This is a genomic window from Streptomyces sp. CG4, assembly GCF_041080655.1.
In the GTDB taxonomy this organism is placed as follows: domain Bacteria; phylum Actinomycetota; class Actinomycetes; order Streptomycetales; family Streptomycetaceae; genus Streptomyces.
Genome location: NZ_CP163525.1, coordinates 6,125,407 through 6,137,917 on the forward strand (window position 1 = coordinate 6,125,407; position 12,511 = coordinate 6,137,917).

11 protein-coding genes are annotated in these 12,511 nt (G+C 71.9%); 5 read left to right on the plus strand and 6 right to left on the minus strand.

Annotated elements, in window-relative coordinates; translation table 11 throughout:
• Positions 1–102: 102 nt before the first annotated feature.
• Complete coding sequence (locus tag AB5L52_RS27910; RefSeq protein ID WP_351025742.1) at positions 103–981, plus strand: fused MFS/spermidine synthase; 879 nt, start codon at positions 103–105, stop codon at positions 979–981.
• Positions 982–1,006: 25 nt separating this feature from the next.
• On the opposite strand, the gene AB5L52_RS27915 is transcribed toward AB5L52_RS27910, so the two are convergent.
• Positions 1,007–1,519, minus strand: a complete 513-nt coding sequence (locus AB5L52_RS27915; RefSeq protein WP_351025744.1) for a hypothetical protein — start codon at positions 1,517–1,519, stop codon at positions 1,007–1,009.
• Positions 1,520–1,617: 98 nt separating this feature from the next.
• Between AB5L52_RS27915 and AB5L52_RS27920 the strand changes: the two genes are divergently transcribed.
• The 3 genes from AB5L52_RS27920 to AB5L52_RS27930 all read left to right on the plus strand — a co-directional run bounded on the left by AB5L52_RS27920 (position 1,618) and on the right by AB5L52_RS27930 (position 5,312).
• Entirely contained in the window at positions 1,618–2,325 is a 708-nt protein-coding gene (locus AB5L52_RS27920) for a response regulator transcription factor (protein WP_351025746.1), read from the plus strand.
• Complete coding sequence (locus AB5L52_RS27925) at positions 2,322–3,713, plus strand: sensor histidine kinase (protein WP_369366869.1); 1,392 nt, start codon at positions 2,322–2,324, stop codon at positions 3,711–3,713. The genes AB5L52_RS27920 and AB5L52_RS27925 overlap by 4 nt, the downstream gene beginning before the upstream one ends.
• Before the next feature lie 132 nt (positions 3,714–3,845).
• Complete coding sequence (locus tag AB5L52_RS27930) at positions 3,846–5,312, plus strand: cellulose binding domain-containing protein (protein WP_369366871.1); 1,467 nt, start codon at positions 3,846–3,848, stop codon at positions 5,310–5,312.
• Positions 5,313–5,368: 56 nt separating this feature from the next.
• On the opposite strand, the gene AB5L52_RS27935 is transcribed toward AB5L52_RS27930, so the two are convergent.
• From AB5L52_RS27935 to AB5L52_RS27950, 4 genes are all read right to left on the minus strand, one after another.
• Positions 5,369–6,790 carry a GH1 family beta-glucosidase gene (locus tag AB5L52_RS27935; protein WP_369366872.1) on the minus strand — a complete coding sequence of 474 codons (1,422 nt, stop codon included), beginning with the start codon at positions 6,788–6,790 and terminating at the stop codon, positions 5,369–5,371.
• Between the two features lie 119 nt (positions 6,791–6,909).
• A complete protein-coding gene (locus AB5L52_RS27940; protein ID WP_351025755.1) occupies positions 6,910–7,794 on the minus strand; it encodes a carbohydrate ABC transporter permease in 885 nt (294 codons plus the stop codon).
• Positions 7,791–8,816 carry a sugar ABC transporter permease gene (locus tag AB5L52_RS27945; RefSeq protein ID WP_351563004.1) on the minus strand — a complete coding sequence of 342 codons (1,026 nt, stop codon included), beginning with the start codon at positions 8,814–8,816 and terminating at the stop codon, positions 7,791–7,793. Before AB5L52_RS27945 ends, AB5L52_RS27940 begins: the two co-directional genes overlap by 4 nt.
• On the minus strand, positions 8,813–10,144 hold the full coding sequence (locus AB5L52_RS27950; RefSeq protein ID WP_369366874.1) for an ABC transporter substrate-binding protein: 1,332 nt from the start codon (positions 10,142–10,144) through the stop codon (positions 8,813–8,815). The genes AB5L52_RS27945 and AB5L52_RS27950 overlap by 4 nt, the downstream gene beginning before the upstream one ends.
• A gap of 332 nt (positions 10,145–10,476) precedes the next feature.
• Between AB5L52_RS27950 and AB5L52_RS27955 the strand changes: the two genes are divergently transcribed.
• Positions 10,477–11,532, plus strand: a complete 1,056-nt coding sequence (locus AB5L52_RS27955) for a LacI family DNA-binding transcriptional regulator (RefSeq protein ID WP_351025764.1) — start codon at positions 10,477–10,479, stop codon at positions 11,530–11,532.
• A 12-nt stretch (positions 11,533–11,544) separates the two neighbouring features.
• Here AB5L52_RS27955 and AB5L52_RS27960 read toward each other — a convergent pair whose 3' ends face one another.
• A complete protein-coding gene (locus AB5L52_RS27960) occupies positions 11,545–12,510 on the minus strand; it encodes a nitronate monooxygenase (RefSeq protein WP_351025766.1) in 966 nt (321 codons plus the stop codon).
• Between the last annotated feature and the right edge of the window lies 1 nt (position 12,511).

Consider the following 12,511-nt stretch of genomic DNA (forward strand, 5'->3'; position numbering starts at 1 on the left):
GCACGTGCACCGAGGCGGTCAGCAGCCGCAGGTGCGGCAGCGGCCGGGCGCCGGCCCGCCGCCGGTGCGGCGCGGTCCCGGACGACCTGCGAAAATGATGCGGTGGGCAGGTCCAGGAATACCCGGAACAGGCGGCGCGGATCGGCCGCCGCCGAAGCGGTCGTGGAGGCGGTCGACGGCGGGCTCGCACAGCTCGTACCCGACCCCGACCGGGGCCGCGCATGGACACTGCTGATCGACGGTGCGCCCCAGTCGCACGTCGACCTGGACGACCCCGCCCACCTCTCCTTCGAGTACCAGCGCCGCCTCGGCCATGTCATCGACCTCGTCGCTCCGCCCGGCAAGCCCGTGCACGCCGTGCACCTCGGCGGCGGCGCGTTCACCCTCGCCCGGTACACCGCCCACACCCGCCCCCGTTCCACCCAGCAGGTCGTCGAGCGGGACGCGAGCCTGGTCCAACTGGTCCGCCGGGAACTGCCGCTGGATCCGAACGCCCGGATCCGGGTGCGGTCGGCGGACGCCCGCGAGGGTCTCGCCAAGGTGCCGGACGGCTGGGCGGACCTGATCATCGCCGACGTCTTCAGCGGCGCCCGCACCCCCGCCCACCTCACCTCCACCGAGTTCCTGGACGAGGTCGGCCGGGCTCTGAAACCGTCCGGGGTCTACGCCGCCAACCTCGCCGACGGCCCGCCACTCGCCCATCTGCGTGGCCAGATCGCCACCGCGGCCGCCCGGTTCGCCGAGCTCGCCCTGATCGCCGACCCGGCCGTACTGCGCGGCAAACGCTTCGGCAACGCGATCCTCGTGGCCTGCGACGCCCCGCTCCCGCTCGCCGAACTCACCCGCCGCGCCGCCTCCGACCCGCACCCGGCCCGGGTCGAACACGGCAAAGCGCTCACGGACTTCACCGGCGGCGCCGCGCCCGTCACGGACGCGGCGGCCGTGGCCTCACCGGCCCCGCCGCCCTCGGTGTTCCGCTGAGCGGCGACGGTTCGGCAGGCGGCGGTCAGTAGTTCCCGACCTCCACGTGCGGCGGCCCGTCGTGCCAGGTGCAGATCACCGAGACCCGGCCGGTGCCCCGGCTGAACTCCACCCGGATCCATGTGTCGGTCTTCCACACCTGCATCGACCAGCCGGCCCCCGGCGTCGCCGAGACGAGCGTGGCGCTGGACCCGCCCAGCTCGAACACCGCCCGGCCGCCGTCGGTGTCGTAGGACTTGACCTGGCCGGACGACGCGGGAGCGGAGGCGGAGGGCGAGTGGCTCGGCGTCCGGGTGGTGCGGGACGGGGCCGGTGCCGCCGGACTGGTCGACGGCCGCTCCGACGGGTTCGGGCGCTGCGTCGGCGAGCCCAGGGCCTGCGTGCCCTGCGTGGACGCGTCGGCGGCCCGGACCGGCAGCGCGCGCGGCGGGTCGTACGCCGTCCCGGCCATGACCGTGTGCACACCCCACCACGACAGCGTGACCGCCGCTCCCGTCGCGAGCAGCCACGCCAGTACGTGTACGAGTCCTCTGCGCATCGCGGGCCATACTGCCTCAGGGACACCGCCGTACGCACACCCCCCGAGTTATCCACAGGCCCCGGCCGGTGTGGGCCGCATGGCGTACGGTGCGGCGCATGGCAAGTGTGCTCGTGGTCGAGGACGACCAGTTCGTACGCTCGGCGCTCATCCGGCATCTGACCGACGCCGCACACACCGTGCGCAGCGTCGGTACGGCACTGGAGGCGCTGCGCGAGGTCGCCCATTTCCGTTTCGACGTGGTCATCCTGGACCTCGGACTGCCGGACCTGGACGGCTCCGAGGCGCTGAAGATGCTCCGCGGCATCACCGACGTGCCCGTCATCATCGCCACCGCCCGGGACGACGAGACGGAGATCGTCCGGCTGCTCAACGCCGGTGCGGACGACTATCTGACCAAGCCGTTCTCCGTCGACCACCTCTCCGCGCGGATCGCGGCCGTGCTGCGCCGGTCCCGCTCGGTGAGCGCCGAGGCCGCGCCCTCGTCCGTGCTCCGGGTCGGCGGCCTGACCGTCGACCCGCTGCGCCGCCAGGCCGAGCTGGACGGAGCCCGCCTCGACCTGACCCGCCGCGAGTTCGACCTGCTCGCCTTCCTGGCCGGCCGGCCCGGGGTGGTCGTCCCGCGCAAGGAACTCCTCGCCGAGGTCTGGCAGCAGTCCTACGGCGACGACCAGACCATCGATGTCCATCTGTCCTGGTTGCGCCGGAAATTGGGAGAGACCGCCGCAAGGCCCCGCTATCTGCACACGCTTCGGGGGGTCGGCGTGAAACTGGAGCCGCCCATGGACGGGGAGCCGGCGCGATGAGATGGGCTCTGGTCAAGGTCTGCCTGGCGGTCACCACGATGGTCGTGGTCGCCTTCGCCGTGCCGCTCGGCCTGGTCGTCAAGGAGATGGCCCGCGACCGCGCGTTCTCGAACGCCGAGCGGGAGGCCGCCGCGGTCGCGCCCGCGCTGTCCATCACCACCGACCGGGACAAACTGGAGCGGGTCGTGGCCGCCGCCGGCGCCGACTCCGGGATGGCCGTGCATCTGCCCGCGGGTGAGGGCCGGTCCGCGCTCGACCTCGGCCGGCAGCGCGCCGCCGGCCGTGACATCCAGGCCGTGCGGAAACTGGGCCGGGCCTCCACGACCACCGTGACCGGCGGATCGACCCTGCTCCAGCCGGTCGCCCTCGGCTCCGGTGACATCGCGGTCGTCGAGGTCTACGTCCCCGAGTCCGAGGTGACCAACGGCGTCGGCACGGCCTGGGCGGTCCTCGCGGCCGTCGGCCTCGGGCTGATCCTCGGTTCGGTCGCGATCGCCGACCGGCTCGGGGTGCGCATGGTGCGGCCCGCCCAGCGGCTGGTCCGGGGCGCGCACGAACTGGGCGAGGGCAAGCTGGGCGCCCGGGTGCCGGAGGACGGCCCGACCGAACTGCGGCTCGCGGCCGTGGCGTTCAACTCCATGGCCGACCAGGTCGTCCAGCTCCTCGCGAACGAGAGAGAGCTGGCCGCGGACCTCTCCCACCGGCTGCGCACCCCGCTGACCGTGCTGCGGCTGAACACGGCCTCCCTCGGCGCCGGTCCGGCCGCCGACCAGACCCGGGCCGCCGTCGCCCAGCTGGAGCGCGAGGTCGACACCATCATCCGCACCGCCCGGGACGCCAAACCGCAGACCGCCGCGGCCGGACCCGGCGCCGGGTGCGACGCGGCGGAAGTGGTCCGTGAGCGCATGGAGTTCTGGTCCGCGCTCGCCGAGGACGAGGGCCGCAAATGGCGGGTGGCCGGCGTCGAGCGGCCGGTGCGCATACCCGTGGCCCGCGCCGATCTGGCCGCGGCCCTGGACGCCCTGCTCGGCAACGTCTTCCGGCACACCGCCGAGGGCACCGCCTTCGCGGTCGACGTGCACAACGGCGAGGACGCGGTGATCGTGCTGGTCTCCGACGCGGGCCCCGGCATACCCGACCCGGACGCGGCGATGGCCCGCGGCCGCGGCTCCGGGAGCGCCGGCTCCACCGGTCTCGGCCTGGACATCGTGCGCCGGCTCGCCGAGGCCACCGGCGGTGATGTGCGCATCGGCGCCTCGGTGCTGGGCGGCACGGAGGTGCGGATCTGGTTCCAGCTGGACGGGCGCAAGCCGGTAGGGCGCGGGCACCGGGGGTCGATGCGAAGACGCCGAACGGGCAAAACGGTCCCGGCTGGTCTCGACCATTAATCGTCCCCGATCCCTTCCTTAAGCGAACCCTAAGGTCTGCAACGGCCGTCCCGATGAAGTGATTTGCCCGATTCCGGATCGCTAGCGTGCTGCCACACCCCCACCCCGTGAACAGCGAAGGCAGGCACGCGCATGAGCACGCACCGGCGCAGGATCAGTGGCAGGAACAAGGCGATAGGCGGTCTCGTCGCCGCGGCCGTCGTGGGCGGCGGCGCGGTCCTGCTCACCGGCACCGCCAACGCCGCCGACGTGAACGCCGCGTACACGAGGACCAGCGACTGGTCGACCGGCTACACCGGCCAGTACGTCGTCACCAACAACAGCGGCCAGCAGGAGAAGACCTGGACCCTGGAGTTCGACCTCCCGGCGGGCGCCAAGCTCAGCTCGCTGTGGAACGGCGAGTCGACCGTCAGCGGTTCGCACGTCACCGTGAAGCCCCCGAAGTGGGACACCGCGGGCCTCGCCCCCGGCAAGTCGGTGACCGTCGGCTTCGTGGTCGACGGCGGCGGTGCCCCGACCGGCTGTCGTATCGACAACTCCCCGTGCTCCGCGGACGGCGGCGCCACCCCCGAGCCGAGCGGCCGGCCCACCGGGACCCAGTCGCCGGCCCCGACCGCCACCCCGAGCAAGAGCGCCACCCCCACCCCGACCAGGAGCGCCACCCCGACGCCGACCACCTCCCAGAGCACCGGCAGCGGCACCAAGGCCGCCGCCGGCTTCGCCCCGTACGTCGACACCTCTCTCTACCCGGCCTTCGACCTGGTGGGCGCGGCCGACGCGACCGGCGTGAAGAACTACAACCTCGCCTTCGTCACCGACGGCGGCGGCTGCACCCCCAAGTGGGGCGGCGTGACCGACCTGACCGGCGACGCCGTGGCCCAGCAGATCGGCTCGCTGCGCGCCAAGGGCGGTGACGTCCGGGTCTCCTTCGGCGGCGCCTCCGGCTCCGAACTCGCCACCACCTGCTCCTCCGCGGACGCGCTGGCGGCGGCGTACGGCAAGGCGGTCGACGCGTTCAAGCTGACCAAGGTCGACTTCGACGTCGAGGGCGGGGCGCTGCCGAACACGGCGGCGAACACCCTCCGGGCGAAGGCGATAGCGAAGCTCCAGGCGCTCCACCCGGACCTGGACGTCTCCTTCACCCTTCCGGTGATGCCCGAGGGCCTCACCCAGGACGGCGTGAACCTGCTGTCCAACGCCAAGTCCAACGGCGCGAAGATCTCCACCGTCAACATCATGGCGATGGACTACGGCGCCTCGTACAGCGGCGACATGGGCGACTACGCCCAGCAGGCCGCGACAGCCACCCAGGCCCAGGTCAAGGGCGTCCTCGGCCTGTCCGACTCCGCCGCCTGGAAGGCGGTCGCGGTCACCCCGATGATCGGCGTCAACGACGTCTCCTCCGAGATCTTCAAGGTGGACGACGCCACCCAGCTGGCGAACTTCGCCAAGTCCAAGGGCCTCGGCGGCCTGTCGATGTGGTCCGCGACCCGCGACAAGCAGTGCGACGGCGGCGCCAAGCCCACCGCCGACGCCACCTGCAGCTCGATCGTCCAGGACAAGTACGCCTTCTCGAAGGCCTTCGCCGCCTTCAACTGACGCCACCCCCCTGAAGGGGCGCGGCACCGCAGTCGGGTGCCGCGCCCCTTCGTCCCTCACACCTCCGGCAACACCCCCGTCCGCGCCGCCTCCCCGTACCACCTGGCACTCGACTTGGGCGTGCGCTCCAGCGTCCCGTAGTCCACGTACACCGCCCCGAACCGCTTCCCGTACCCGTACGACCACTCGAAGTTGTCCATCAGGGACCACAGGTAGTAGCCGCGCACGTCGGCGCCGTCGGTGAGGGCGCGGCGGACCTCGGACAGATGGCCGCGCAGGTACGCGATGCGCTCGGGGTCGTGGACGCGGCCGTCGGGGTCGGGCTTGTCGTCGTAGGCCGCGCCGTTCTCCGTCACGTACAGCGGCAGGCCGGGTGCCTCCCTCGTGTACCGCGTGATCAGGTCGTACAGGCCCGTCGGATCGATCGTCCAGCCCATCTCGGTGCGCTCGCCCGGCGTCTGGTGGAACCGTACGTCGTCGGCGCCCGGCCAGGGGGAGTGGTCGCTGGCGCCGTGCCCGTCCGCCCGCGGGCCCGACTGTGCCTCGCCGGCCACGGCCGACACCAGGGACGGGGTGTAGTAGTTCAGGCCCAGCGCGTTCAGCGGCACGTTGATCGCGCGGAGGTCGCCCTCGCGGACGTACGACCAGTCGGTGACCGGGGCCGTCGCCGCGAGCAGCGACGACGGGTACGCCCCGTGCAGCAGCGGGCCGTGGAAGATGCCGTTGGCCAGGTCGTCGATCCGGCGGGCCGCCGCGACATCGGCCGGGTCCTGGGAAAGCGGCCGTACCACCGAGGAGTTGAGGCTGATCGCGATCTCGTTGCGGGCCGGCATCACCGAGCGCAGCGCCGAAGCCGCCAGCCCGTGGGCGAGGTTGAGGTGGTGGGCGGCGCGCAGGGCGGCCTCCGGTTCGGTACGGCCGGGGGCGTGCACACCGGAGCCGTAGCCCAGAAAGGCGCTGCACCAGGGCTCGTTGAGGGTGATCCACTGCTCCACCCGGTCGCCCAGCGCCTCGCCGACCAGCTGTGCGTACTCGGCGAACCGGAACGCGGTGTCCCGCTGCGGCCAGCCGCCCGCGTCCTCCAGCTCCTGCGGCAGGTCCCAGTGGTAGAGGGTGAGCGCGGGTTTGATGCCGTGGGCGAGGAGTTCGTCCACCAGGCGGCGGTAGAAGTCCAGGCCCACCTGGATCGCCGGGCCCCGCCCGGTGGGCTGCACCCGGGGCCAGGACACCGAGAAGCGGTACGCGTTCACGCCCAGCTCGGCCATGAGCGCCACGTCGTCGCGGTAGCGGTGGTAGTGGTCGGCGGCGATGTCACCGGTCTCACCGCCGGCCGTCCGGCCTGGCATATGGCTGAAGGTGTCCCAGATCGAGGGGGTACGGCCGCCCTCCCGCACCGCCCCCTCGATCTGGTAGGCGGAGGTCGCGGTGCCCCAGAGGAAGGCGGGGGGAAAGGTGACGGAGACATCGGGTTCGGACATGGAAGCGCTCCCATAGAGGTCGTAGCCGGACCGGCGAAACGGAGAGGTGAGGGGAGGGCAGGCGAGGCGAGGGGCAGGGGGCCGGAGCGGCGGTGATCCGGCCCCCGGGAGGCGGGGCGTCAGCCCTTGATCGCCCCCTGCATGATCCCGCCCACGATCTGCTTGCCGAACAGCAGGAAGGCGGCCAGCAGCGGCAGCGTGCCGAGCAGTGCGCCCGCCATGATCACCGCCTGGTCCGGGACATAGCCGGTGCCGAGCGAGTTCAGGGCCACCTGCACGGTCGGGTTCTGCTGGTTCAGGGCGATGATTGGCCACAGGAAGTCGTTCCAGGCGAACACGAACGTCAGCAGGCCGAGCACCGCCATGGCCGGACGCGCGGCCGGGAAGACGACATGCCAGACGATCCGCAGGCTGCTCGCCCCGTCCACCCGGGCCGCCTCGATCAGCTCGGTCGGCAGCGCCTGCACCAGGTACTGCCGCATGAAGAACGTGCCGAAGGCGGTGACGAGACTGGGCAGGATCACCGTCTGCAGCTGATTCGACCAGCCGAGGTCGGACATCCACAGGTACAGCGGTACGACGGCCAGCTGCGGCGGGATCATCATCGTGCCGACGGTGAGCAGCAACAGCAGGCCGGAGAAGCGGAACCGCAGCTTGGCGAAGGCGAAGCCGGCCAGCGTGGCGAAGAGCACCGTGCTCACGGTGATCGTGCCCGCCACGATCACCGAGTTGAGCATCGCGGTGCCGAGCCCCGCCTGGTCCCAGGCGCTCCGCAGGTTCTTGAACAGGTTGCCGCCGAACCACAGCGGCGGCGGGGTCTCGGCGAGCCGCCGGTCGGTGCGGGAGGCGGCGATCGCCGTCCACACCAGCGGGGCGAGGGAGACGAGGGCGAAGACGGTCAGCACGACGTACGTCACCGGGCCCGCGTGCAGCTGCTTTCCCGCGCCGGTCCGCCCCCGGCGCCGGACCGTCCTCGGGGGCAGCGTCAGTTCACCGGTCGTCATTGGGCCTTCCTCAGCCGTCGGGTGAGCAGCAGATTGACCGCGGCGACGAGCAGCAGGACCAGGAACATCGACCAGGCGATCGCGGACGCCTTGCCGAGGTTGCCGATGATCCAGCCCTGGTCGTACATGTACAGGCCGAGCGTCTGGTACTGGTGCTCGGAACCGCCCTTGGACCCGCTCACCCCGCCGAACAGCAGCGGCTCACCGAAGAGCTGGGTCGCGCCGATCGTCGAGACCACGACCGTGAACAGGATGGTCGGCCGCAGCTGCGGAACCGTCACATGCCGGAACTGCTGCCAGCGGTTCGCACCGTCGATCGCCGCCGACTCGTAGAGGTCGGCCGGGATCGCCTGCATGGCCGCCAGGTAGATCAGCGCGTTGTAGCCGGTCCACCGCCAGATCACGATCGACGACACCGCGAACCGTGAACCCCAGTCGGACTCACGCCAGTTGACCGGATCCACCCCGAAGAAGTGCAGGATCCAGTTGACCATGCCGCCGTCCCACGAGTACAGCAGCGTGAACACCAGGGTCGCCGCGGCCACCGAGGTGGCGTACGGGGTCAGCATCACCACCCGCCACACGGTCGAGCCGCGCAGCCGGTAGTTCAGCAGGTGCGCGAGCCCGAGCGCGGCCAGCAGCTGCGGCACGGTCGAGATGACGCCGATGGCCAGGGTGTTCCGCAGCGCGTTCCAGAAGAAGTCCGAGGACAGAAGGTTCTTGTAGTTGTCCAGGCCCGCCCAGGTCTGGTGGTCCAGCGCGGACAGCTGCACATGGTGCAGCGAGTACCAGGCCGTGTAGAGCAGCGGGACCAGCGTGAACGCCGCGAACAGGACGAAGAACGGGGACACGAACGCGTACGGCGACGCCTTCATGTCCCAGCGGTACAGCCGGCTGCGCCAGGAGTCGGCGCCCGCCGGCCAACCGCGACCGTGAGCGCCCGGTGCCGCGCCCGGCGAGCTGCCGGACGCGGCACCGGTGCTCGACGCGGAGTGCGCGAGAACCTGCTTGGGGCTGGTCACTGGCCGAGCACGTCCTTGATCTCCTTGCTCGCCGCGTCCCAGCCCTGGGACGGCGACTTGCCCTTCTGCTCCACCTGGAGGATGCCGATGTCGCTGATCGCGTTGTCGATCGGCTTGTCCTTGGGGCCGAGGGGCTGCGCGGGGATGGTCTTCGCCGCGTCGGAGAAGATCTGGGTGAGCGGCGCGTTCGAGAAGTACGCCGTGGTGTCGGCCTGCGGCCGCAGACCCGGGTACGCCGACGGGGTGGACGGGAAGCTGGCCTGCTTGGCGAACACCTTCGCCTGCTGTTCGGGCGCGGTCAGCCACTTCGCCAGCGCGACGGCCTCCTTCTGGTGCCTGGTCGCCGTCGGCACACCGAGGAAGGAGCCGCCCCAGTTGGACGCCGCCGGCGCCGCCGCCACGTCCCACTTGCCCTTGCCCGAGTCGCCGGACTTCTGCTCGATGTAGCCGATCATCCAGGCCGGGCAGGCGACGCTGGCGAAGCTGCCGTTGGCGAAGCCCTGGTCCCAGGTCGGGTCGAACTGCTTCAGCTTCGCCGACATATTGCTGGTGGCGACGGTCATGGCGGCGTCCCAGGCCTTCTTCACGCCCTCGGACCTGTCCCAGACGACATTGCCGCCCTTGTCGTAGTACCGCTCGCTCGCGCCGCCCACCGCCGCGTTGTAGACGGACGAGGCCGAGTCCACGAACTTGGTGCCCTGGGGTGCCTTCTGCATGTACTGCTTGCCGAGATCGACGTACTTGGACCAGTCGCCCTTCCACAGCTGCGCGAGCCTGGTCCGGTCGGTCGGCAGCCCGGCCTTCTGGAACAGGTCCTTCCGGTAGCAGACGGCCATCGGCCCGACATCGGTCCCGAGCCCGATGAGCTTGCCGTCCTTGGTGGTGGCCTGGGCGTTCTTCCAGTCCAGCCACTGTGACCTGTCGACGTCCTTGCCGAGGTCCACGAACTTGTCGGCCTGGGTCTGCACGGCCTCGGTGATGTTGCCGATCTCGATGGCCTCGATGTCGTCCGTGCCGGAGCCGGCCTGGAGGCGGGTGAGCACCTTCGGCCAGTACACATCGGTACGGGTGGTGACGTTCTCCTTGATGCTGATGTCCGGATGCAGCTTCATGTACTCGTCGTAGAGGCCGGCCTGCTGGTAGCCGAAGACGCCGAACGTGCCGATGGTCAGCGTGATCTTGCCCTTGCCGCTGCCGTCGCCGCCGCCGGAGTTGTCCGACGAGCCGTCGTTCGAGTCCTTGGCGCAGCCGGCCAGCAGCCCCGTGGTCAGGGCGGCCACGGCCGCGAGGGCCATCAGCCGCTGGGACCGGCGGATGCTCGTGCGCATTGCGTCCTCCTGTTGCCTGACGTGCCGACCCCCCGGCCAACTGCATGGAAATCGGGCCCGTTCGTCTTCGCTGCGGCTCGGGCGGGGAACGTGCGGGATGTGTAGGTGTCAGGTAGTGTGGGAGCGCTCCCATAAGTGATGTGTTGAAGAGTCGTCGGTGCGGGGCGGGGTGTCAAGGGAGCGGACGACGGCAACCGCGTTCGTTTATTGGGTCGTTAGCTGGACCCGCCTGAGCCTGTCCGGGGGCGGCAGCCGCAGGGTGGGCGAGGACGGCGAACGGTGCTGTTACATTCCAGGCCGGCACCAGGAGTCGGTCGAGAGAGGCGGAGCCCATGGCAAGCCAGGGAGCGCGGGGCCGCAGCGGAGGCCGGCCCACGCTCGAAGAGGTCGCCGCCCGGGCCGGGGTCGGCCGGGGCACGGTCTCGCGGGTGATCAACGGCTCGCCCCGGGTCAGCGACGCCACCCGCGCCGCGGTCGAGGCGGCGGTCGCGGAACTCGGCTACGTCCCCAACACGGCCGCCCGCGCCCTCGCCGCCAACCGCACCGACGCCATCGCCCTCGTCGTCCCCGAGCCGGAGACCCGCTTCTTCGCGGAGCCCTACTTCTCGGACATGCTGCGCGGTGTCGGCTCCCAGCTCTCCGACACCGAGATGCAGTTGCTGCTGATCTTCGCGGGCAGCGACCGGGAGCGCCGGCGCCTGGCCCAGTACCTGGCGGCCCACCGGGTCGACGGCGTACTCCTCGTCTCCGTCCACGCCGACGACCCCCTGCCCGACCTGCTGGCCCAGCTGGAGATCCCGGCCGTGATCAGCGGCCCCCGCTCGGCCGGCGAGACGCTCACCTCGGTGGACTCGGACAACTACGGCGGTGCCCGCTCGGCCGTCGAGCACCTGCTCTCCCGCGGCCGCACCCGCATCGCGCACATCACCGGCCGCCTCGACGTGTACGGCGCCCAGTGCCGCGTCGACGGCTACCGCGACGCCCTGCGCGACGCGGGCCGCGAGGTGGACGAACTCCTCGTGGAGCCGGGGGACTTCACGGAGGAGGGCGGCCGGCGGGCGATGTCCGTACTCCTGGACCGGCACCCGGACCTGGACGCCGTCTTCGCCGGCTCGGACGTGATGGCGGCCGGCGCCCGGCAGGTGCTGCGCGAGGCGGGCCGCCGTATCCCGGCCGACGTGGCGCTGGTCGGCTACGACGACTCCGCCATCGCCCGCCACATGGACCCGCCGCTGACCAGCGTCCGCCAGCCCATAGAGCAGATGGGCCGCGCGATGCTCGACCTGCTCCTCACGGAGATCGCCGACCGCCGCCCGCCCGTGTCGCGGGGGCTGGAGCGGCAACACGCGGTACTGCCGACGGAGTTGGTGGCGCGAGCGTCGTCGTAGCGCTCGTACCCGTCAGCCCCCGCAGGCCCGTTTCAGCGCCGCCTCGGCCTGGGCGGCCAGGTCGGCGACCAGGCCGGCGGCGGAGGGCAGGTCGTCGATGAGGTCGACGGCCTCGCCGGCCCACTGCGGGAGCGCGGGGATCTCGCCGCGTGCGACGGCTTCCTGGTACGACTGCCGGGCCTGGGCGTCGGTCGCGAGTTCCGCCTCCCGGGTCCGCCAGCGGTCGAGGAAGGGGTGCGGGAGGGTGCGGGCGGTGTACTTCGCTGGCCAGCGCGAGCCGCGGGCGATGTCCAGCACGCGGTTGCGCTCGGTGTCCTCGCTGCGGCCGGCCACGATGGCATGGGCGGTCGCGCGGTCGACCAGGGCCTCGGTGGTGGCCTGGAACCGGGTGCCGAGCAGCGCCCCCGCCGCGCCCAGGGCCAGGGCGGCGGCCACACCGCGCCCGTCGGCGATCCCGCCGGCCGCGAGCACCGGGACGGGCGCCGCCAGGTCCACCACGACGGGCACGAACGGCAGCGTGGACCGCCCGTGCCGGGCCCCGTGCCCGCCCGCTTCGGTGCCCTGCGCCACGATCACGTCGGCGCCGACGTCCACCGCCCTGTGGGCCTCCTCCAGATCGGTGACCTGCACGATCAGCGCCGCACCCGCGTCGCGGACGCGCTCCGCGAAGGGCCTCGGGTCACCGAAGGACAGCATCACGGCAGCCGGACCGCGCTCCAGCGTCCACTCCACCGCACCGACATCGGTCGCCCACGCCTGAAAGCCGACGCCCCAGGGCCGTCCGGCGTTCTCGGCGGTCAGGACGGGCAGTTCGCGGGCCAGCCAGTCCCGGTCGCCGTTCCCGCTGCCCAGCAGCCCGAGCCCGCCACCGCGCGAGACGGCTGCCGTCAGGGCTCCGCCCGCCGAACCGCCCATCGGCGCCAGCGCGATCGGATGCTCCACACCGAACAGCCGCGTGAAGGCCGTAGACAAGCCCATG